General features: G+C 64.8%; 21 protein-coding genes. 8 read left to right on the top strand and 13 right to left on the bottom strand.

Annotated elements, in window-relative coordinates:
• Nucleotides 1-71 precede the first annotated feature (71 nt).
• The 3 genes from AB7245_RS18355 to AB7245_RS18365 all read right to left on the bottom strand — a co-directional run bounded on the left by AB7245_RS18355 (nucleotide 72) and on the right by AB7245_RS18365 (nucleotide 4,020).
• A complete protein-coding gene (locus tag AB7245_RS18355; RefSeq protein WP_439034561.1) occupies nucleotides 72-1,550 on the bottom strand; it encodes a PLP-dependent aminotransferase family protein in 1,479 nt (492 codons plus the stop codon).
• A gap of 51 nt (nucleotides 1,551-1,601) precedes the next feature.
• Nucleotides 1,602-2,198, bottom strand: coding sequence for a redoxin domain-containing protein (locus AB7245_RS18360; RefSeq protein ID WP_354176918.1), 597 nt, complete (start codon nucleotides 2,196-2,198; stop codon nucleotides 1,602-1,604).
• Between the two features lie 64 nt (nucleotides 2,199-2,262).
• Nucleotides 2,263-4,020 (bottom strand): MOSC domain-containing protein, encoded by a 1,758-nt coding sequence (locus tag AB7245_RS18365; RefSeq protein ID WP_439034562.1) that lies wholly within the window; start codon nucleotides 4,018-4,020, stop codon nucleotides 2,263-2,265.
• Between the two features lie 176 nt (nucleotides 4,021-4,196).
• On the opposite strand from AB7245_RS18365, the gene AB7245_RS18370 reads away from it, so the two are divergent.
• The 5 genes from AB7245_RS18370 (at nucleotide 4,197) to AB7245_RS18390 (ending at nucleotide 7,226) form a co-directional block, all read left to right on the top strand.
• Nucleotides 4,197-4,577, top strand: coding sequence for a nuclear transport factor 2 family protein (locus tag AB7245_RS18370; protein WP_439034563.1), 381 nt, complete (start codon nucleotides 4,197-4,199; stop codon nucleotides 4,575-4,577).
• 559 nt (nucleotides 4,578-5,136) lie between these two features.
• Nucleotides 5,137-5,610 carry a TerB family tellurite resistance protein gene (locus AB7245_RS18375; protein WP_439034564.1) on the top strand — a complete coding sequence of 158 codons (474 nt, stop codon included), beginning with the start codon at nucleotides 5,137-5,139 and terminating at the stop codon, nucleotides 5,608-5,610.
• A gap of 2 nt (nucleotides 5,611-5,612) precedes the next feature.
• Nucleotides 5,613-5,975: a hypothetical protein gene (locus AB7245_RS18380; RefSeq protein WP_439034565.1), complete on the top strand. Its 363-nt coding sequence runs from the start codon at nucleotides 5,613-5,615 to the stop codon at nucleotides 5,973-5,975.
• Complete coding sequence (locus AB7245_RS18385; RefSeq protein WP_247307055.1) at nucleotides 5,972-6,607, top strand: TerC family protein; 636 nt, start codon at nucleotides 5,972-5,974, stop codon at nucleotides 6,605-6,607. Before AB7245_RS18380 ends, AB7245_RS18385 begins: the two co-directional genes overlap by 4 nt.
• 34 nt (nucleotides 6,608-6,641) lie before the next feature.
• Nucleotides 6,642-7,226: a TIGR00645 family protein gene (locus tag AB7245_RS18390; RefSeq protein ID WP_071915153.1), complete on the top strand. Its 585-nt coding sequence runs from the start codon at nucleotides 6,642-6,644 to the stop codon at nucleotides 7,224-7,226.
• A gap of 16 nt (nucleotides 7,227-7,242) precedes the next feature.
• Here AB7245_RS18390 and AB7245_RS18395 read toward each other — a convergent pair whose 3' ends face one another.
• From AB7245_RS18395 to AB7245_RS18405, 3 genes are all read right to left on the bottom strand, one after another.
• Nucleotides 7,243-8,211 (bottom strand): helix-turn-helix domain-containing protein, encoded by a 969-nt coding sequence (locus AB7245_RS18395; protein ID WP_167767998.1) that lies wholly within the window; start codon nucleotides 8,209-8,211, stop codon nucleotides 7,243-7,245.
• Nucleotides 8,212-8,387: 176 nt separating this feature from the next.
• Nucleotides 8,388-8,948, bottom strand: a complete 561-nt coding sequence (locus AB7245_RS18400; protein ID WP_354248254.1) for a DUF2478 domain-containing protein — start codon at nucleotides 8,946-8,948, stop codon at nucleotides 8,388-8,390.
• A 67-nt stretch (nucleotides 8,949-9,015) separates the two neighbouring features.
• Entirely contained in the window at nucleotides 9,016-10,425 is a 1,410-nt protein-coding gene (locus AB7245_RS18405; protein WP_439034566.1) for an aldehyde dehydrogenase family protein, read from the bottom strand.
• Between the two features lie 183 nt (nucleotides 10,426-10,608).
• Here AB7245_RS18405 and AB7245_RS18410 point away from each other — a divergent pair, with 183 nt between their 5' ends.
• Complete coding sequence (locus AB7245_RS18410; RefSeq protein WP_028159380.1) at nucleotides 10,609-10,986, top strand: hypothetical protein; 378 nt, start codon at nucleotides 10,609-10,611, stop codon at nucleotides 10,984-10,986.
• A gap of 156 nt (nucleotides 10,987-11,142) precedes the next feature.
• Nucleotides 11,143-12,129: a cysteine synthase A gene (locus AB7245_RS18415; protein WP_039150086.1), complete on the top strand. Its 987-nt coding sequence runs from the start codon at nucleotides 11,143-11,145 to the stop codon at nucleotides 12,127-12,129.
• Nucleotides 12,130-12,157: 28 nt separating this feature from the next.
• Here AB7245_RS18415 and AB7245_RS18420 read toward each other — a convergent pair whose 3' ends face one another.
• The 6 genes from AB7245_RS18420 to AB7245_RS18445 all read right to left on the bottom strand — a co-directional run bounded on the left by AB7245_RS18420 (nucleotide 12,158) and on the right by AB7245_RS18445 (nucleotide 17,128).
• On the bottom strand, nucleotides 12,158-12,532 hold the full coding sequence (locus tag AB7245_RS18420) for a winged helix-turn-helix domain-containing protein (RefSeq protein ID WP_259257940.1): 375 nt from the start codon (nucleotides 12,530-12,532) through the stop codon (nucleotides 12,158-12,160).
• Between the two features lie 143 nt (nucleotides 12,533-12,675).
• Complete coding sequence (locus AB7245_RS18425) at nucleotides 12,676-13,887, bottom strand: MFS transporter (protein WP_439034567.1); 1,212 nt, start codon at nucleotides 13,885-13,887, stop codon at nucleotides 12,676-12,678.
• Nucleotides 13,888-14,005: 118 nt separating this feature from the next.
• Complete coding sequence (locus AB7245_RS18430; RefSeq protein WP_028159377.1) at nucleotides 14,006-14,449, bottom strand: cupin domain-containing protein; 444 nt, start codon at nucleotides 14,447-14,449, stop codon at nucleotides 14,006-14,008.
• 26 nt (nucleotides 14,450-14,475) lie between these two features.
• Nucleotides 14,476-15,276 (bottom strand): alpha/beta fold hydrolase, encoded by an 801-nt coding sequence (locus tag AB7245_RS18435; RefSeq protein ID WP_439034568.1) that lies wholly within the window; start codon nucleotides 15,274-15,276, stop codon nucleotides 14,476-14,478.
• A gap of 42 nt (nucleotides 15,277-15,318) precedes the next feature.
• Nucleotides 15,319-15,867: an NAD(P)H-dependent oxidoreductase gene (locus tag AB7245_RS18440; protein WP_038932071.1), complete on the bottom strand. Its 549-nt coding sequence runs from the start codon at nucleotides 15,865-15,867 to the stop codon at nucleotides 15,319-15,321.
• Between the two features lie 28 nt (nucleotides 15,868-15,895).
• Nucleotides 15,896-17,128, bottom strand: a complete 1,233-nt coding sequence (locus AB7245_RS18445; RefSeq protein ID WP_014496159.1) for an acyl-CoA dehydrogenase family protein — start codon at nucleotides 17,126-17,128, stop codon at nucleotides 15,896-15,898.
• Between the two features lie 418 nt (nucleotides 17,129-17,546).
• Between AB7245_RS18445 and AB7245_RS18450 the strand changes: the two genes are divergently transcribed.
• Entirely contained in the window at nucleotides 17,547-18,350 is an 804-nt protein-coding gene (locus tag AB7245_RS18450; RefSeq protein ID WP_439034569.1) for a response regulator transcription factor, read from the top strand.
• Nucleotides 18,351-18,476: 126 nt separating this feature from the next.
• On the opposite strand, the gene AB7245_RS18455 is transcribed toward AB7245_RS18450, so the two are convergent.
• Nucleotides 18,477-19,559 carry a substrate-binding domain-containing protein gene (locus AB7245_RS18455; protein ID WP_439034570.1) on the bottom strand — a complete coding sequence of 361 codons (1,083 nt, stop codon included), beginning with the start codon at nucleotides 19,557-19,559 and terminating at the stop codon, nucleotides 18,477-18,479.
• Nucleotides 19,560-19,672 lie beyond the last annotated feature (113 nt).

A 19,672-nucleotide genomic window follows, 5' to 3' on the forward strand; every position in this document is an offset into this window, starting at 1 on the left:
GTGTCTCCGTTCTCGCTGCGGAGATAGCCGGAATCTGGCCTATATGAAACGGCCAGTTTTCTATGATCTGATCAGTCCAGTTCGGCGGCGGCCTGGGCGAGGAGCTTGCAGCCTCTGTCGATCTGCGCGATCTCCAGCGCCGAATAGCCCATGACGAGACCGACGGTCTTCCGCGTCCGGCTCGGCGTCCGGCTTGGGCCGACCAGCAACGCAGAGACGGGATAGATGCCGACGCCCTTCGCGCGCGCCGCCTGGATCAATGCATCTTCGCGCTTCTGCGGCAGATCGTCGAGCCACGCCACCACGTGCAGGCCCGCCGCCGTGCCCTCGATCCGGACACGATCTCCGAACCGGCGGCGCAACGCGCCGATCAGTGCCTGCTGACGCTCGGCGTTACGCCGGCGCACGCGCCTGACGTGGCTGTCATAGGCGCCGCTTTCGAGCATCGAAGCGAGAGCGTGCTGTTCGATCAGCGGCGTGTGCCGGTCCATGATCTGCTTGGCGGCGGCGAACAGGGATCGCAGCCCGGCGGGCACGACCAGGTAGCCGATCCGCAAGGTCGGGGAGAGCGTCTTGGAGACGGTGCCGAGATAAATCACGTTGTCGCTGCCCTCCAGCGCATGCAGCGGCGGGATCGGCTTGGTGTCGTAGCGATACTCGCTGTCGTAATCATCCTCGATCACGTAGGCGTCGTGCTTGCGTGCCCAGGCCAGCAATTGGTGCCGGCGTCCGATCGGCATGACGCCGCCGAGCGGATATTGATGCGACGGCGTCACATAGGCGAGCCGGGCCTCGATGCCGTCGAGCCGCGCTGTCTCCAGTCCGTCCGCGTCAACGGGGATCGGCACCGTCTCGGCGCCCGTCGCCGCGAGCGTGTGCCGCGCCATCTGGTAGCCGGGATCCTCCATCACGAAGCGGTCGCCGGCATCGAGCAGGAGGCGCGCGCAGATGTCGAGGCCCTGCTGCGAGCCGTTCACGACAACGATCTGATCGACCTCGCAGCGGACGCTGCGCGATCGCCACAGATAGCCCTGAAGCGCAGTCCGCAGCCGCAGCGCGCCGCAGGGGTCGTCATAGGCGAGCCGCTCGGGCTTACGCGTCATCGCCGCCGTCACGGCCTTCTTCCATGCCAGCACCGGGAAATCCGACGGCGAGAGCTCGCCGTAGCGGAAGTTGGCGATGAGCCCGCGCGGCGGCTCGATCCAGCGCGGCGGGTCCGACCGCAGCCGCTCGCCGAAGGCCGACAGCCGTACCTTGCGCGCCGAGGGCCGCGATGCGGCGCGCGCGCGTCCGCGTTCGACGACGGCGCGGGCAACGCGCGGCCGCGCGCCATGGCGTGTCTCGATAAAACCTTCGGCGGCGAGCTGTTCATAGGCGACGGTCACGGTCGAGCGCGCCACGCCCATCTCGCCGGCAAGCGCCCGCGACGACGGCAGCAGGCCGTCGATCCCGTAGACCTGCGTCAGAATCTGATCCCTCAGGGCTTCGTAGATCTGGCGCGCGCCCATGCGGCCGGCGCGATCGCCGGGAGTCGTCTTCATCTGGACCATCCACATTCCTGGGTCGGCATTCGTCCGAACGGACGATGCCGGAATGTGGTTCTAATCCCGTTCGCCGAGAGTTTCGACGTAAGCCTTGCCGTAGGGGTAAAAATGCTCCTTGTGGCCCTGATCCCAGAGGGCCTTCAGCCCGGGCGCGGTGATGTCCCAGTCCGGACGGCAATTCATGCTGACGGCTCGGAGATCCTGGCGCAGCTCTTCGACGGTCGGGCGTCCGAAGAACCAGTAGCCGTTATAGATCTTGTGAACGCGCAGGCCGGGCTCCAGCACGATGACATGCGGGATCATCGGATTGTGGACGGGATCGGTGTATTCGGCGATGTCGAGATCCTTCTGAACGATCCGCCGCGAATCCGACAGGAAAGGCCAGTGCGCCCCGACGCCGCTGCGATATTCGTTGGTCTGGGTGATGTTGTCGGTGGTGATCGTGACCAGCCGGCAGTAGCCGACCTCCATCTCGCGATGGAGTTGCAGCAGGCCTTCGGCCTGGCGGCGGTCCTTCGGACAGAAGCCGCCGCGGCCGAGAACGAGCACCATCGGATCGCCACCCTGCAGCTCGGAGAGCCTTCGGTGCTTACCGGTGTGGTCGCTGAGCTCGTAATCGGGGAAGGTTACTCCCGGCGTCATGTCAGGTCGCATTGAACTCTCCCATGTCTTCGAACTCTCGCATGTCTTCTCGCATGTCCGGCGTGACTGCCGACACTCACAGATCGATCACGACGTCGCCCTGGGGCCGTGAACAGCAGATCAGGACATTGCCGTCCGCAGGTGCGTCGAGCGGGTCCGGCGCATAGCTGACGGCGCCGGCCACGAGCCCGCTCTCGCAGTTGTGGCAGACCCCGGTGCGGCACGACCAGCGCACGGGAACGTCGCAGGCTTCGGCCAGTTCGAGCAGGCTGGCATATGATGGTCCCCAGCAGACATTGAGGCCGCTGCGGGCGAACGAGACCATCGGGCCCGGGCCGGTTGCGCCGGCCGGCAAGTGCGCTCGCTCCTGCGGGGTGGACGCTATGCCGGGTGTCAGGGACGGTCCGGCGCCGAACATCTCGGTGTGGACGCGATCCGGTGTGACGCCGAATGCGGCAAGCCCGTGCGAGAGATCGGTCATGAACGGTGCCGGCCCGCACAGATAGAAATCGCCGTCTGAGGGGACGCCGAGGGCTTGAAGCACCCGGAGGTCCAGACGTCCGATCGAGTCGAAATCCACATTGAGACGATCGCCCGGATCGGGCGCGCTGTAGCAGACATGGCTGTGGTGGTGGGCCAGCCCAGTCAACAGCCCACGCACCTCGGCGGCGAACGCATGTTCGCGACCGTTGCGGGCGCCGTGCAGCCACCAGACCTCTCGCGTCGATGCTTCCGCGGCGAGCGCGTGCAGCATCGCAAGCACCGGCGTTACGCCGATGCCGGCACTCAGCAAGACGACGGGCGGTGCATCTTGCCGCAGTGTGAAACTTCCGCGTGGCGCGCCGATCTGCACGGCGTCACCAATCTTGACCTCGTCGGCGACATATTGGCTTGCCGCGCCGTGGGCTTCGCGCTTGATGCTGATGCGCCAGGACGCGGCATCGGAACGGCTCGACAGCGAATAGCTGCGCGTCATCGCCGGTGCCGTGGAGGCGCCGAGCCGCACGACGACGAACTGCCCGGGCAGGGCGGCGGCGACGGGATGTCCGTCCGTGGGTTCGAGGATCAGCGACGTCACGTTGCCGCTTTCGGCGATCTTGCGCGCCACGCGGAACGGCCGGAAGCCGCGCCAGGCCGGAGGCGGGCTCGACGCCGGGCCGAGCCCGGCGTTTCCCGCTGTCGTGTCCTTGCGCTGCTGCTCGAGCAGCGCCTCGAAGGAATGACGCCAGCCGCCGCTCAGGGCCGGAATTTTCAGCGCGCGCTCCAGGCGGTCGCGCGGGTGAGGGGGCAGATACAGCAGCGCATTGATCTCGGACACGCTCATGCGCTCGGGCCCGCTGGCGACCTGCACGATCTCGTCGCCTGCCTCGACGTCGCCTTCCTCGATCACCCGAAAATAGAAGCCGGGCCGACCGTGCCTGACGAGCAGCGCGGCCATGTCCGGCTCTTCCATGCGAATACCCAGCCGGTAGCAGGTGACGCGCGGCTGCGTCACCTCGAGCAGGGCAGAGCCGATCCTGTAACGGTCTCCAATGCAGACGTCCCTGTCGGCCAGGCCCTCGACGGTAAAATTCTCGCCGAATTGACCTTGGACGAGGTTCGATCGACCGAGGTGCTCCTGCCAGTATTGATAGGAGTCCTGCTGGTAGACGTAGACGGCACGCTGCTCGCCGCCATGACCGGCGGTATCGCCCTGGCCATCGCCGTCGATGTTGAGCCGGCGCACCCTGCGCGGACCACTGACGGGCGTCTTCCAGACGCCGGTATGAACGGTCCTGCCTTGCCACGCGATGTCGCGCGGCAGGCCGACATTGAGGGAGAGCAAGCGGGCCATGGGGGTTCCCCGTCGTGAGGGCGCGGCTCTGGCGGATTCCAGGTCGCTGCAATGCCAATCTGCATCCATGTCGGATTTTTGGCCCGTTAGTCGTTGTTAGACGTTGCTAGCCGGTCTTGTCGCCGGCTGTCTGCGCCCCGATCTGGGGAGCAGACACCGCAAGACGGGAGATCGCGATGGATGATCAGGCGATACTGGCGGCCCTTCAGCGCCATTGGGCTGCGTCGGACGCGAATGATTTCGAGGCCGAGCATGACATCTACCGCGAGGACGCCGTGCTCGACTATCCGCAGTCCGGCGAGCGCATCCTCGGCCGCAGGACGATTCAGGAAAGCCGGTTCGTGCAGCCCAACAAGAAGCGCTTCACGGTCCGCCGGATCGTCGGCGGCGGCGATCTCTGGGTGAGCGAGTTCGTGCTGACCTATGACGGCGTGCCGTCCTATGTCGTCAGCATCATGGAATTCTGCGAAGGACTGGTGGCGCACGAGACGCAATATTTCGGTGAGAGGTTCGATCCGTCACCGTCGCGCGCGCATCTTGTCGAGCTGGTAGGGTAGGTCCGCATTCCTCCGTCATTGCGAGCGCAGCGAAGCAATCCAGTCTGTCTCCGCGGAAAGATTCTGGATTGCTTCGCTGCGCTCGCAATGACGATGTTGATTCAGTTGCGCGCCAAACGGTGCTCTCGTGCCCCGGACGCAGCGCACCGCCGAAGAGGCGCTGCGCTGCTGAGCCGGGGCCCATATTGCGGCGGAATGCGTGGCCTTCTGGGTCCCGGCTCTGCGCAGCAACGCGAAGGGCGTTGCGGCGCGTCCGGGACACGCGGAGAGACGCGCACTATTGCTTAACCAGATCCACTGACACGGAACCCGATGCGGCGGCTGGTCGCAGTCTTGTTGCCTTGATTCCGACCCACCCATCTTTATGTCTGGAGCGAACAAGAATCCGGGCCCCTCTGGCGAGGACGCCGACCATGTCGGCAAAACCTCGCGATGTCGGATGACCTGTCCCGCGCGAATGCGATGGATCGGCCGATCGTCGGGCCTTCTCGAGTTCTCTCCGACTCAATCGTCCCCATCGCAGCCCCGCGCGGTCATTTCGCAACGTAAGGGAGCTACGATGTCCGACGCCGCTACTTCAAATCCGACCGAAATCGAGATCACGGAACCGTCCAGGCTGAACGAGCAGGCTGCGGTCGCGTTGGTGATCGCCGGCGCGCTCGTCGCCGTCGCCGACCGGCGCGTTTCGCCGGTCGAGCGCGACGAGGTGATCCGCTTCATCAGGGATCGCGGACTGGCGCCGCACATGAGTGACGACCGGCTGTTTGCGATATTCGACGAACTGGCGGAACGGCTCGAGGAGCCCGACTTTGCCAATGTGGTGATCGACACGTTGCGTCCGGTCTCGGACCTGCCGCTGTCGGCCCATTTGATGGAACTGTCGGAGCGCGTCGCGGCTGCGGACGAGGACGTGCATCCCCATGAGGTGCAGGCGATCAAGCTGTTGCGCCTGCTGACGCTCGTGCTGCCGCGCGCAAAGCCGGTGGCGCCGGGCAGCGCAGGCACTGAACGGCGCGCCGCCACGCAGGAGTGAGCATGAGTGCAGCATCGGACGAGCGTACGGCAGGAAATGGGGGCACCACCGGCCAGATGGCCGGTGGCGACCCGCGTCTCGACAAGCTCGTCCGCCGCCTGCCGCCGCGCATGGGCGACACCGTCACCTATCTGCTGAAACCGTCCAGCCGCTGGGTGAGGATCCCGTCGGGCGCGCTGCTCATTGTTGGCGGCGTGCTCTCCTTCCTGCCGGTGCTCGGAGTCTGGATGCTGCCGCTCGGCCTCGCATTGCTCGCCGAAGACGTCCCCGCGTTGCGCGCCTCGCGCTCCAAGGTCCTTGACTGGGTCGAGCGGAAGAAGCCGCAATGGCTCGATCCGTCCGCATCGAAAAATGATCAATCATGACTGAATTCATCACCGCCGACGCGCTGACCGCGCTGCTCCAGGTCATCCTGATCGACCTCGTGCTGGCCGGCGACAACGCCGTCGTCATCGGCCTTGCCGCCGCCGGCCTGCCGGCCGAGCAGCGCCGCCGCGCCATTATCGTCGGCATCGTCGCCGCCACAGCCTTGCGCATCGTCTTCGCCGGCGTCGCGACCCAGCTCCTGCAGGTGATCGGCCTGCTGCTCGCCGGCGGCGTGCTGTTGCTATGGGTGTGCTGGAAGATGTGGCGCGAGCTGCGCGAGCAGTCCGCGCACACCGAGCTCGCGTTGAGCCACGGTGGCAGCGCGGGCAGCGCACCGGCGTCGCGCAAGACCTTCGGGCAGGCGGCGTTGCAGATCGTCGCCGCCGACGTCTCGATGTCGCTCGACAACGTGCTCGCGGTCGCAGGCGCCGCGCGCGAGCATCCCTACATCCTCGCGTTCGGACTGTTGCTGTCGGTCGCGATGATGGGCGTCGCCGCCGATCTGCTCGGCCGGGTGTTGCAGAAGCAGCGCTGGATCGCCTATGTCGGTCTCGCCATCATCGTTTACGTCGCCTTCGAGATGATCTATCGCGGTTCGCTCGAACTCGCGCCCGTCATCGCGAGTCTCTGAGGCGACAATTCCTACCTGCAATCCGGAGTGATCCATGACGCCTGAACCCAAAGCACCTTCGGCGCACGCCGGGCCGCGACCGAAAATCGGCCCATTCGCCCAGCTCATCTTTGGCTCGCGCTGGCTGCAAGTGCCGCTCTATGTCGGCCTCATCGTCGCGCAGGGCGTCTACGTGCTGTTGTTCCTGAAAGAGCTCTGGCACCTGGTTGCGCACTCGTTCGACGCCAGCGAGCAGCAGATCATGCTGGTCGTGCTCGGACTTATCGACGTCGTCATGATCTCGAACCTGCTGGTCATGGTGATCGTCGGCGGCTACGAGACCTTCGTCTCGCGCCTGAACCTGAACGGTCATCCGGACGAGCCGGAATGGCTGAGCCACGTCAATGCCAGTGTGCTGAAGATCAAGCTCGCGATGGCGATCATCGGCATTTCCTCGATCTCGCTGCTCAGGACCTTCATCGAGGCCGGCAATCTCGGCACCACGCGCAGCAATTTCACCGAGTCCGGGGTGATGTGGCAGGTGCTGATCCACCTGACCTTCATCATTTCCGCGATCGGTATCGCCTGGGTCGACCGCATCAGCGAGAGCGGGCACCGCAAGGAGAACGGTCACGCCTGAGGGGCGATCCGCACTCTCAGGCGCCGATGGCCAGATGCAACGGACGCCGTCCGCGTGCCAGCGTCTCGGACGGCGCTTCGCCGAAGGCCAGTCTGTAGCTCCTTGAGAAGTCGCCCAGGTGCCAGAAGCCGTTGCCGAGTGCGGCGGCCTTGACGGTCAAGCCATCGCCCCCGGTCATGAGCTGGACGCGAACGGCCCACAACCGTTTGAGGCGCAGATAGTGATGCAGGCTCACGCCATGCACCGCGTGCGTCGCGACCTGGAGCGTGCGCACGGACACGCCGAGCGCGGCGGCGAGGTCGTCGCTGTAGAGCGGCTTGCTGCCGAACAGCGCAACGACGTCGTCGAGATGCGCGATCAGCTTGCGGTGCTTGTCGAATGAACCGGGGCGGGCGCTGCGTGCGCCTGCCGGCAGCAGGGTGGCGTCGAGGCCGGCGAGCAGCGTTTCCTGGATCGGGCGGTAGAGCGCCTCGAATTGCCGGGGATCGTTGCATGCCGACGCCAGCGAGAACATCTCCACGATAGCCGCGCGCAGGCGCGTCATCGGATCGTCCTGCGTGCGGACATAGGCGAGGCCGGTGTCGAAATCCGCCCAGCCGCGATGGCGCATGTCCGAGTTGAAGCGCAGCATCAGGTAAGTGTTGGGGTGATGCTCGATCGCCTTGACGGGGGCTTTGCCGCGCATGACGGCGATCATCGAACTATCGACCTCGCGGCCATTGGCGATGGAGTGAAAGGTGAGGGGAACAACGAGGCCGACGCCGTTGTCCGTGCCGATCTCGGCCTCAAACCGCCGTGCAAAGGAGCGCTGGAGCACGAAGAGCCCGTCGCGGAGCGGCAGGATGGCGCGAGACAGCGAGAATTCCCGCGGACGGAGCGGCGTGCTGGTGCCGAGACCGAGCACCTCGTTGGCGCGAAATTCGTCGAAGTCCGAGAAGCGCTCGACGCCGAGGACGCGCGATGGCTTTAGCCGACGTACCGGCATTTCGGGATCCCAGGGCATGTCGGGGTGAGCGGGTTTAATCCGCACAAGCGTATCAGAGGCCCGACCGTCGGCCATATTCCGGGAAACTACTGCCTGCGCAGCGGCGACAGGGGAAGTCGGCGCGCTGCTGTGAGGACTTCACGGACAAGTACGCGAGTCCGGCAGGCTCAGATCGTTCACTTCAGAATTTCGCACACCGTAGGATGTGATCCGACGTCAAGCCGCGCGTTGCTTGTGGAGATGCTGCGCCACCACGCCTCCAGCGCGCCGCGCTCGCAGCCGAGCCTGACGCTCATGCCGCCGGCGAACTTGATCCAGTCGGCGAAATGGTCTCTGCCAACCGCGATCACCACGGGAATGTCGGCGTCGAGCGCGCGTCCGATCAGATGGGACAGGCCCTTGCCGTCGCGCTCGCGCTTGCCGAAGCGGTTGATGATGACGAGATCGGCGCCATGCGAGAGGGCGTCCGCGATCCGCATCCCCGCATTTTGCAGCCGCGCGAGATCGAGACGGCAGCCGCGCGCGGCCGGATCGAAATCCTGCGCGAGCGGAAGCGTCTCGCCGCTGTGAAGCAGCACGGCCGACAGGCTCGAATCCGCGCATTGGCCGGCCTGAACCATGCCGACGACGCGACAGCCACGCGCATTCAGATCCGCCGCGAAGCTGCGCAGGACCGCGTCGGGGTCCTGATGCGCCTCGTAGACGAGGGCGGCGAGGTCGCATTGCGCATCGAACATGGTCGGCCTCCGTTTGACGGCAAAGAATTGGGGCCGCGACGCTTCCGCCGCGGCCCCGGTTTTGCGATCAGGCCGCCGGCGGGCCGTTGATGATCTGGAGCTGGGTGAATTCGGCGAGGCCTTCCTCGGCGAACTCTGTACCGATGCCCGATTGCTTGGCGCCGCCGAACGGGATGTGCGGGGCCATGTCGAGGTGCTTGTTGATCCAGACCGTGCCGGACTCGAGCTGCGTTGCGACCTCGTGCGCGCGCTTGATGTCGGACGACCAGACCGACGCGCCGAGGCCGTAGGTGGTGGCGTTGGCGCGGCGGATCGCATCGTTCTTGTCGGAGTACTTGATCAGCGGCAGCACTGGGCCGAACTGCTCCTCGTCGACCAGTCTCGAGCCTTCCTGGATGTCGCGCACGATGGTCGGCTCGATGAAATAGCCGGGACGGTCCATCGCCGAACCGCCGGCGACCACCTTGCCGTTCTTGCGCGCGTCCTCGAGGAACGTCTTCACCTTCTCGTACTGCATCTTGTTCTGCAGCGGTCCGAGCTTGGTGCCCTGCTTGGCGCCGTCGTCGACCACCGTGCTCTTGGCGATCGCGACCAGTTCGTTGCAGAGCTCGTCATAGACGGACTCGTGGACGTAGAGCCGCTTGATGGCGAGGCAGACCTGGCCGGAGTTCTGGAACGCGCCCTCGAAGATGCCGGGAGCGACCTTCTTCGGGTCGACATCGTCGAGCACGATACCGGCGTCGTTGCCGCCGAGCTCCAGCGTGATGCGCTTGAGCGTCTGCGCCGCGCTCGCCATCACCTTCTGCCCGGTGGCGGAGGAACCGGTGAACGAGATCTTGCGGATATCAGGATGCTTGGTCATCTCGCCGCCGAGATCGTTGGCGTCGGTGATGAAGTTGAGAACGCCCTTCGGCAGGACGTCCTTGATCAGCTCGGCGAAGCGCAGGGTCGCGAGCGGCGTGATCGGCGCCGGCTTCACCACCAGCGTGTTGCCCGCGAGCAGCGCCGACGGCAGCTTGAAGCTGAGGATCAGCAGCGGATAGTTCCAGGGAATGATGGCACCGACGACGCCGAGCGGGCGGCGATAGGCTTCCACCTTGCGGTCACCGGAATCCTCGATCACCTTCATCGGCAATTCGAGCGAGCTGAGGTAGCGGAAGAACGCGGCCATGCCGAGGACCTCGCCGGTGGCGTCGCCAAGCGGCTTGCCTTGCTCGCTGGTGAGGATGTGGGCGAGCTCGCCCGAATTGGCCTCGATCACGTCGGCCATCTCGTTCACGAGCTTGCGGCGTTCCGCCATCGGGGTCGCGGCCCAGGCCGGGAAGGCGGCCTTCGCCGCGGCGACGGCGGCATCAAGCTGCGCCTTCGAGGCACGCGGACACTGCGCCAGCACCTCTTCGGTCGCGGGATTGAGAACCGGCATGGTCTGGTCGCCGGGCACCATCTTGCCGTCGATGAGAAGATTGTAGTCACTCATTGGCTTTGCGCTCCCTTGCAGAAACGGGCCGTTCGGGGCCTCGTTATATCGAACTATATATCACGACTTCGCCGGGCCGACCATGGCGGCCGGTTCGATCGATTCCAGAAAAGCAGGGCTGGACGCGGGTGGACATATCGATATATCTTGATGAATATAGCGAACCGCGTTCCGGGACTGACGATGGAAATCAAGGTGAGGCAGCTCACGACCTGCGAGGTGGCGTCCGACGGCGGCGCGATCTCGCTGGGCTTCGAGGATCTGGCGGGCAACCCCGCCGCGGTCAGCGTCTCGCTCAACCAGGTCGGCGCCCTCATCATGACGCTGCCCGGGCTGCTCGAGGCGGCGCTGAAGGCCCGCTACGGCGACCAGAGCCTGCGCTACGCCTATCCGCTGGCGTCCTGGGCGATCGAGCAGGCGACCGACACGACCCAGCGCATCATCACGCTTCAGACCGAGGACGGCTTCAAGGTGCGCTTCTCGATCCCGAAAGCCGAGCAGAGCCTACTCGGCGAAGCGCTGACCCAGCCGATGCCGGAAATGTCGGTGCGGCCGAACTAGCGGCTTGGGCCAAAGGCGCAAACAAAACACCGCCTAAGAATGGAATTGCCGATTGGGCCGGTCGAACGCCGGAAATGTTGCACGCGTCGCCTGAACTAGAGAATCGCTTTGCCTGTTCGCCAGCCTAAAGTTGCGGGCGTGCAGAGGTGGCAAGCGATGAGCGACGTTCGAACGGGTTTCCTGGACGCTATCGGCAACACGCCATTGATCAGGCTGCGAATGCCGTCGGAAGCCACGGGTTGCGAGATCTATGGCAAGGCCGAATTTCTCAATCCCGGCGGCTCGATCAAGGATCGCGCGGCGCTGGCCATGATCAACGATGCCGAACGATGCGGCAAGCTTGGGCCGGGAGGCGTCATCGTCGAAGGAACAGCCGGCAATGTCGGAATCGGCATAGCGCTCGTGGCGAATGCACGCGGCTATCGAAGCGTGATCGTGATGCCTGACACGCAAAGTCAGGAGAAAAAGGACATGTTGCGGTTGTGCGGTGCCGACCTGCGCCTGGTGCCGGCCGTACCCTATTCCAATCCGGGTCATTACGCGCGCTATTCCGGTCAGCTCGCCGAGGAGCTCGGTGCTTTCTGGGCCAATCAGTTCGATAATGTCGCCAATCGGGAGGGGCACTATCGCACGACCGGTCCGGAGATTTGGCAGCAGACGGATGGAAGAATCGACGGCTTCACATGTGCCGTCGGGAGCGGCGGTACCTTGGGTGGGATCGCGCGGGCCCTCAAGGAGCGAAATCCCGGCATCAAGATTGCGCTCAGCGATCCCATGGGGGCCGCTCTCTACAATTGGTTCACCAAAGGGGAACTGACGACAGAGGGAGACTCCATCACCGAAGGGATCGGGCAAGTCCGTGTCACCCGGAACCTCGAAGGCACGCCCATCGATACGGCATATCAGATTACGGACGAGGAAGCCTTGCCTGTCCTGTTCGACCTGATCGAGCACGAAGGACTGGTGTTGGGCGGCTCAAGCGCGATCAATATCGTTGGAGCCATGCGACTTGCGCGCGACCTCGGTCCAGGCAAAACCATCGTGACCATCCTCGCGGATGGCGGACAGCGCTATCAATCCAAGCTGTTCAACCCGGAATTCCTGCGCAAGAAAAATCTGCCCCTGCCACGCTGGATGCGCTAGCGAGCCGCCAGGATGCGCGCCCGCCCGTTCACGATTTCCGCGAACGGCCGATGTCGCTCCTGAGCGCTTCCAGCTCCTTGTGCACCGCGCGGGCGGCGTCGCGTTCGATCTTGCGGTAGCGAGCAACAAGTTTCTCGCCGAAGGGCGTGAGCATCGCGCCGCCGCCGTTCTTACCGCCGGCCTGCGGCTCGACCACCGGATGTCCGCAAATGCGGTTGATCTCGTCGACGAGGTCCCAGGCGCGCTTGTAGGACATGTCCATGGCGCGGCCGGCCGCCGAGATCGAGCCTTGCTCGCGGATCTGCTCCAAAAGCTCGATCTTGCCGGGCCCGATCCGATCCTCGCCGTCGAGGTCGATGCGAAGACTCAGCTGGGGGAGGGATTTGGCGCTAACGCGCGGCATGACGGGGTCTCTTGGGCTCTGCCTCACGAGATTGCCACTCTTGCCCGTCGCGGACAAGGTGAGGGCGCCCGATTTCCCAGAAGATGGACCTTTGTCGAGGTCCGCAGAGCACGGGCTTTAGCCCGTGCCCTGATCGCTGCATCTTATTCCGCGGGGCTTCCGACCACCGCGCCCTGACTGACGTCCTCGCGGGCGAGGATCATCAAAAGGCCGACGATGATGAGCTCGACCACCGCGAAAGCAATGAAGGCGCCGGTGAACGAGCCGGCCGAGGCGTTGATGATGGCGCCCATCATCCAGGGCGCCACGAAGGCCGAGAAGATGCCAAATACCTCGGCGTATCCAATCGCGGCCGGTGCGAGCGCGTCGGAGTATTTTTCGCTGAGCAGAGCGAAGATAGCGCCGCCGCCGAGCAGCGCGATACCGCTGAGTGCTGCAAACAGCACCAGCATCGCGAACGACATCGGTGTGACCACGCTCCACAGGAACATCAGCGCGGTCAGGAAAGCGAGACATGCGGTGAGTTTGATCATGAAGGGCTTGCCGAGCCGATCGGACATGTAGCCGCCAATCACCAGGAATAGCACCTGCGACAACCCCATGACGGTGCCGATGACAGCGCCGGCTTCCGGCGGCATGTGCTGTACTGTGATGAAGGCCGGCACCACCCAGGTGGCGGTGCCGGCGATCGCGAAGGTGCAGGCCACGATGCCGAAGCCGCCGACCGCGATCCATTTCGAGCGGAAGATCTCGCCGAGCGGCAGGTGCTCCTGCGATGTTTCGTTGCCCCAGGTGAAACCGCCGATGCCGAGCTCGCGCGGATCGTTGCGGACGACGAGTGCGTCGACGGCTGCAACGAGCAGCGTGCCGATTGCCAGCACGGCGAAGAAGGTCCGCCAACCGGTCGCAATCGTCAGGGGAATGCCGAGCGCGAAATCCATGGTGATGGCGAGGCTGTAGGCGGCGAGGATGATGCCTACCACCGAGCCACGCCGACTTTGCGGAAACCAGCCGAAGATCAGCTTCATGTTGCCGATGAAGATGCCGGCGTCGAAGAAGCCGATCACGAGCCGGAGCATCACGAGCTGTGTGTAGCTTTGTACGAACACCTGGAGCACCATGCCGATACCAGTGCCCGCAAGCCCGATCAGCAGCATGTTGCGCGCCGTCATCGACCGGCTGACCGGAGACCACACCACCATGCCGATGCCGTAGGTCAGCGCAAAGATGCCTTGCGCAAGCCCGGCCTCGGCGGGATTGAGCTTGAGGCTCTCGGAGACGAATGGCAGTACGGCCGCGAAGGCATACCAGTCGGCGGCGAGAAAGATCTCGCAGAGGATGGCGAGCGCCAGCATGCCTTTTTGCCACCGGGCTATCCGACGGCGGTCGTTCTCGGAGATGGACGTCCAAGTTGTTGTCAGCATGGTCATCATCGGTTCTCGCGGTTTGCGTGTCGACGGAATCGGCGTGGCCTCAGGCGGGCGGCGGCAGGAAGTTGACCTCGTGTTCGGCGGCACGTCGCACGACCTCCTGCGGATCGGGGAGATTGTGGATGCGCTCGAACAGCTCTTTCAGCGACCGCGTCGGTGCGACCCAGAACAGGCTGGTGGCGGTTTCACCCGACTTGTTGAAGATGCCGTGGGGGATGCCTTTGGGCATGCGGACGAGGTCGCCGGCCTTGGCGACAAAGTCCTTGCCGTCGAGCCAGAGGTCGTAGCGGCCGCTCAGCACATAGACGAATTCATCCTGGGTCGGATGCACGTGCGGCGGCACGAAGGTGCCATCCGGAAACACGGCATGCCAGGCCATCGACGCCTCGGAATGCTGCTTCAGCGTGTAGGTCTGGCCCAGAATGTTCCAGATGACGTTGCCAAAGCCTTCTTTGGCAGGGGTCACGCCCGGAGGCATCTCGATCATGGTGGTGTCCTCTGTTGTGTGCGGGATCAATCGGCGAGAAAATCGGTGACGTAGTGTGCGGAAGACGGCGTTTCCTCGAACACGAGATGACCGGTCGCCGGCACCAGCGTCACGCGTGCGTCGGGGAGCCCTGCTTTCCAGGCATCTGCCTGGGCGGTCGGGCGCAAGCGATCTGCGGCCCCCCACAGCACCAGCGTCGGCATCGTGATTCGATGCAGCCAGTGCGCGAGCTTGGGATTGCCCTGCGGTTCACTGCGGATCAGCTTGGCAAAGCCCGTGACCTCGCGTCCAAGCCGGGCGTCGAAGGCCGGATCGGGCGCCTTGGGAAAGTAACGGAGCGCCGCGGCCGGATCGTGCGCGAGATAGGCTGGCAGTTCTTGCGGTGCGATCTCGAACAATCCGGGCGCAGGCGCGCTTCCGACCACAAGACCCGCGGGCGCAACCAGCACCAGCTTGCGGACCCGATGCGGCTGACGGATCGCGAACTCCGCGGCAAGCCATCCGCCGAGGGAGAACCCGGCGAGGTCGAACTGCTCAAGACGAAGCTTGTCGAACAGATCCATGTAGTGAAGGACGTGATCCTCGACGGTGTCGATCGTCTCGGCGTCGCCGGAGTCGCCAAAGCCCGCATGATAGGGGATGATGACCGTGTGCCGCTTCGCCCAATCGCGCGCCATCTCGAAGCCGGTGAAGGTGCCGGTGCCGTGCAGGAACACCAGCGCCGGGCCGCTTCCGATGCTGTGAACGACGGTCCGCACGCCGTTGATCGTATGTTCCGCGCGGGAGAAGCCGGTGAGATCGGGCGAGGGTTTGACGGTATCAAGCATGGTCGTCTCCGGTTGAAGGCGGCAGAGCCGGGCGTTGGTGAGTCATGCGGCGGCTTCCTGGCGACCGCTGAGAAGTGAGGCGAATTGTTCGACGGCGTTGGCGAGCCGCGCGGCCGTCATTGGTGCGAGCGGCTCGCCTGGTACGATCTCGCCGCTGCTGGTGTAGATCGCCGTCGAAACGGTGCAGGCTTCGAAGAAGCCGAACAGCGGGCGGAGCTGGTGCTCGACCACCAGCGAGTGGCGCAGGCCGCCGCCGACCGCGGTCAGCAGCACCGGGCGATTGCGCAGCACGCTGGGTTCGATCAAGTCGAATACGTGCTTGAACAATCCGGGATAAGAGCCCTGGAACACCGGGCATCCGATCACGAGGCCGTCGGCCTGTTCGATGGCCTCGACGACGGCGCGCGCATTGTCATCGAGTGCGGTCCGGGTGAAGCCGGCGATGCCGCAACCGGCATCGACAAGGTCGAGGACGGTGGTCTTCAGTCCATGCTGCGCCTGAAGATCGGCGGCGACGGCTTCCACCAGCATGCGCGACTTCGCCGGGCGCCAACTATTGCCGCAGAAGCCAACGATGCGGGATGTCCTCACCTCGACGCCCTCGTGTCTGGTCGCTTGCTCAGCCTGTCACCCCGAAGACCGTCCATTGCGCACCAGGGCCGGGGAGGCCGAGCAGCGCACGGCCGCACTCTTCGACGATCTGGTCGGCCATCAGGATGTGCTGCGTGCCCGAATGGATGTCGCGATAGAACCGCTGCATCGGCGTGTTGTGCAGCGAGGCGCCGCGCGCGGCGCGATGCGCGAAGGTGGCGACATCCGACAGAACGTCGTGGACGTGGCGCAGTGACAGCTTGATCATCGTCATCTGCTCCAGCGACGGACTTTCGCCGCCGGCGCAAGTCTCCGAGACGTCCTTCCAGGTTTCGTGGACCAACGCACGTGCTGCGCGGAAACGAGCTTCAGCCTGCGCAAACTGGAACTTGAAGCTCGCGCTGTCGCGCGACTTGCCGAATGGATCCTGGCGCTGGACGATTACCTTGACGAGTTCGTCGAGCATGCGGCGGCCGACACCGACGGCCCAGGCGGAATGCGCCCAGGCGCTGTAGCCCGCCAGTCCCAGCGCACCCTGCACGCCACCTCGGCGCGGCGCGCCAATGTCAAAATCGTAGGTCATGTGCGTGGGTACGAACAGCTCGTCGCCCTCGCTCAAAGTGTAGTCGAAACTTCCCGTCGCGCGCAGACCGAGCACGTCCCAATTGCCCATCAACTTGATGGTCGCGCGCGGATGGTGGGTGACCACGATCTTGGGCTGGCCGTTCGGACCGAACACCATGTCCTTGCCGGATGCGTCGGTGACGAAGCAGCCTGAATGGACCCACTCGGCGTGCTGAATGCCGCTGCCATAGGCCCAGTTACCGCGGATCATGTAACCGCCATCGACCGGTCGGGCGAAGCCGCGCGGCACGCCGTTGCCGGCAATCGTGATGTCGGGCCCGCCCGCGAAGACTTTCTTGATGCCTTCGTCCTCGATGTAGATGGCGAGCGTCGTGCCTTCCATATTGTTGCCGATGACGCACCAGCCGGCGGAGGCGTGTGCGTAAGCGAGCCGCTCGATCACGGTCATGGCGTCGTAAGGCAGAAGCTCGGCGCCGCCGACCTCCTTCGGGAACAGCATGGTGTAGATGCCGGCCTTGCGCAGCGCCGCTACCACGTCGTCAGTCAGATAGCCCTGTGCCTCGGCCTCCGCGGCCCTGGATTCGACCAGCGGTAGCAGCGCGTCGAGGCGCGCATGGAACTCGGCCACCGTCGGGGTCGCGGAAGGCTTTACGGCGAGTTGCACGGAAGGGCTCATGGTCGGTGTCTCCACGTCGGGCTGTTGGTTCTTCGCGAAACGCTGCTGGACGCGAAGATCTGGGTCGGGCGGAACACGCCGGTCGCGGGCAAGACTCCGCCCACACGCGCCAAAGACTGTTGGTGCGCGCGACGAACGGCTCGCGTTGGTGTCGAGATGTCCCCGTCGAAACCGCGCGAACGTCGTTACGCGATCCCGATGGCCAGGATGCTAGAGATGAGGCGGCTAAAGCAGCAATCCCCCATCATGGGGGGTGTTGGCCATGCTGCTCTGCCGCAAAGCTGGGCCGGGAGAGCAGTGTTTTGCCGCTTCTTTTCGCTTGACCAAAGGTCAGGCGAGGCAGAAATTTTAAGCCTATAACAATCGGCAATGACGCGCGTGTGTCCGAGGGCACCGCGCGTTCGCGCGAGGAGTGGCGGTGAGAGCCGAGCAGGAGCATTTGGATGGTCTGCCCGAGCGCCAGCTCGCAGATCGGCTGATGTCCATCGCCGAGAGCCGCTCGGTGCGCGCCCTTGGCATTGCCTGCTGCTCGGCGATCACGGAATTGACGGGATCGCCGACCGTCGGCCTCTATTTGCTCGACGGGCTCGAACCGGAACTGGTCTACAGCCGGCACGTCGCAGAAGGCCTGCTCGACAATTACAGGGCCGGCTTCTGGAAGCGCGACCCCGTGCTCGACTGCATCATGACCCAAGGCCGCGCGGTCGACGGCGAAACGGTGATCGGTCCGCAGCAATGGCGGCACAGTCCGTCCTTCGAGATGCTGCACGAGTGGGGCTTTGCATACAACATGGGCGGCCCGTTGTGGTGCGGGCAGAAGATCGTCGGCGTGCTGTTTACGGCGACGACTGATACGGACGCGCCGTACACGATGCGGTCGCGGCAGCGCATGGAGATGCTGTGTCGGGCGGGCTCGCTCGCTTTGACCAACATGACGAACGCGGGCGCGATCGACGCCCATCCTGCCGCAATCCGCGTCCCCGAGCCGGCAGCGACGCCGGCAGCGACGCCGGTGGCGACGCTCTCGGCATCGCTTCCGCCACGGTCCGCGGACGTCGCCATCCGGGTCTGCCGCGGCCAGACCAACAAGGAAATCGCCCGCGAGATGGGGATTTCCGATCAGACCGTGAAGGAGCACGTCGCGAACCTGTGCCGACGCTTCGGCGTGCACAACCGCACCGAGCTTGCGGCCTGCCTGCTGAGTCCGATCGCTCGGCAATAAGGTGCCGCGCCGGGTCAGATGTGGTTGACGATCAGCTTGAGCGAACCGACGAAGGTCGGACGCTGCCGATAGTGCCCGTAACGCGTATCCCATCGGCCGGACGTGAGATCGTTGCCGAGCCGAGCATCATCGCACGGCGTGCAGCTCCAGAAACGCCTTCACGCCGGTTACGTTGCCGGTATCCGACGGCACGTAGCCGGGCAGGGTGGCGACGGCGGCGCGGAAATCGGCGCTGCGCATGATCTCCAGGATGCGCTGCATCGGCCCGGTATCGAGGAAGGCGCGCTTGCAGACGAAGAAATAATCCTCGGTGAGGATGCGGATGAAATCGAGGCCGAAGTGGCGCGCGGCCGCCTCGACACCAAAACTCGCATCCGCCATGCCGCTCGCGACATAGGCCGCGACGGCGGCGTGGGTGAACTCGATCTGCTGCGCGCCGTTGATCTTGCTCTCGTCGATGCCGTTCGCGGCAAGCAGCTGGTCGAACAACAGCCGCGTGCCGGAATCATGGTCGCGGTTGACGAAGCGGACTTTTGGCCCGGTGAGGTCATGAAGCGAAGCGATGCGCAGCGGATTGCCGCGCGCGACCATCAGCCCCATCTCGCGCGTGACGAAACTGATGATGCGATCTTCGCGCGGGTCCAGCCATTCGCGCGCCGCCTTGATGCCCTGGGCGCGCAACGCGCCGTGCGGCAGATGCAGGCCGGAGAGGTCGCAGGCGCCTTGCGCCAGCGCGACCAGCGAATGCTGGTTGCTGACATAGCGCAGGTCGACGCCGATGCCGGGCTCGCGATCGAGGAATTCGCGCAGTTTTGCCACGGCAAAGCCGTGGCTGGCATGAACGCGGATCACCGAAGGGCGCTGTTCGAGGAACGGCTTGATCTCGCTCGCCAGCTCCTGCGCCAGGTTTTCGAGCTGTGGCCCGAGCCGGGCCTGCATGCGCTCGCCGGCCCACACCAGCCGCTCGCCGAACGGCGTGAGCTTCGAGCCCTTGCCGCGCTGGGTCTCGACCATAGGGGTTCCAAAGAACGCCGACCATTGCTCGATCAGGTTCCAGACGTGCCGGTAGGACAGGTGCGCATCGCTGGCCGCACTCGTGATCTTCCCGGTCTTCCGGATTTCGTTGAGCACGCCGAGCATCACCACCACGGTGCGCGGATTGCCTTCCCGGCGAAACCGCCAGACAGCCTCGATCTCGATCTGAAGCATGGGTCTTCCTTATGAACTTCGCTTCATATGTGAGGCGTCCATTTGCAAACCATATCATATTTACTCCAGCCAATAGACGCCTAGTCTGGTATACCAGAACAGGAGGAAATATG

The sequence above is a fragment of the Bradyrhizobium sp. 604_D8_N2_3 genome, from assembly GCF_051810765.1.
GTDB classification, from domain to species: Bacteria; Pseudomonadota; Alphaproteobacteria; order Rhizobiales; family Xanthobacteraceae; genus Bradyrhizobium; species Bradyrhizobium barranii.

Coding starts and splice junctions, on each gene's coding strand:
- AB7245_RS18355 (WP_439034561.1), bottom strand. CDS start 1,550: ATGGTCCAGATGAAGACGACTCCCGGCGATCGCGCCGGCCGCATGGGC.
- AB7245_RS18360 (WP_354176918.1), bottom strand. CDS start 2,198: ATGCGACCTGACATGACGCCGGGAGTAACCTTCCCCGATTACGAGCTC.
- AB7245_RS18365 (WP_439034562.1), bottom strand. CDS start 4,020: ATGGCCCGCTTGCTCTCCCTCAATGTCGGCCTGCCGCGCGACATCGCG.
- AB7245_RS18370 (WP_439034563.1), top strand. CDS start 4,197: ATGGATGATCAGGCGATACTGGCGGCCCTTCAGCGCCATTGGGCTGCG.
- AB7245_RS18375 (WP_439034564.1), top strand. CDS start 5,137: ATGTCCGACGCCGCTACTTCAAATCCGACCGAAATCGAGATCACGGAA.
- AB7245_RS18380 (WP_439034565.1), top strand. CDS start 5,613: ATGAGTGCAGCATCGGACGAGCGTACGGCAGGAAATGGGGGCACCACC.
- AB7245_RS18385 (WP_247307055.1), top strand. CDS start 5,972: ATGACTGAATTCATCACCGCCGACGCGCTGACCGCGCTGCTCCAGGTC.
- AB7245_RS18390 (WP_071915153.1), top strand. CDS start 6,642: ATGACGCCTGAACCCAAAGCACCTTCGGCGCACGCCGGGCCGCGACCG.
- AB7245_RS18395 (WP_167767998.1), bottom strand. CDS start 8,211: ATGCCGGTACGTCGGCTAAAGCCATCGCGCGTCCTCGGCGTCGAGCGC.
- AB7245_RS18400 (WP_354248254.1), bottom strand. CDS start 8,948: ATGTTCGATGCGCAATGCGACCTCGCCGCCCTCGTCTACGAGGCGCAT.
- AB7245_RS18405 (WP_439034566.1), bottom strand. CDS start 10,425: ATGAGTGACTACAATCTTCTCATCGACGGCAAGATGGTGCCCGGCGAC.
- AB7245_RS18410 (WP_028159380.1), top strand. CDS start 10,609: ATGGAAATCAAGGTGAGGCAGCTCACGACCTGCGAGGTGGCGTCCGAC.
- AB7245_RS18415 (WP_039150086.1), top strand. CDS start 11,143: ATGAGCGACGTTCGAACGGGTTTCCTGGACGCTATCGGCAACACGCCA.
- AB7245_RS18420 (WP_259257940.1), bottom strand. CDS start 12,532: ATGCCGCGCGTTAGCGCCAAATCCCTCCCCCAGCTGAGTCTTCGCATC.
- AB7245_RS18425 (WP_439034567.1), bottom strand. CDS start 13,887: ATGCTGGCGCTCGCCATCCTCTGCGAGATCTTTCTCGCCGCCGACTGG.
- AB7245_RS18430 (WP_028159377.1), bottom strand. CDS start 14,449: ATGATCGAGATGCCTCCGGGCGTGACCCCTGCCAAAGAAGGCTTTGGC.
- AB7245_RS18435 (WP_439034568.1), bottom strand. CDS start 15,276: ATGCTTGATACCGTCAAACCCTCGCCCGATCTCACCGGCTTCTCCCGC.
- AB7245_RS18445 (WP_014496159.1), bottom strand. CDS start 17,128: ATGAGCCCTTCCGTGCAACTCGCCGTAAAGCCTTCCGCGACCCCGACG.
- AB7245_RS18455 (WP_439034570.1), bottom strand. CDS start 19,559: ATGCTTCAGATCGAGATCGAGGCTGTCTGGCGGTTTCGCCGGGAAGGC.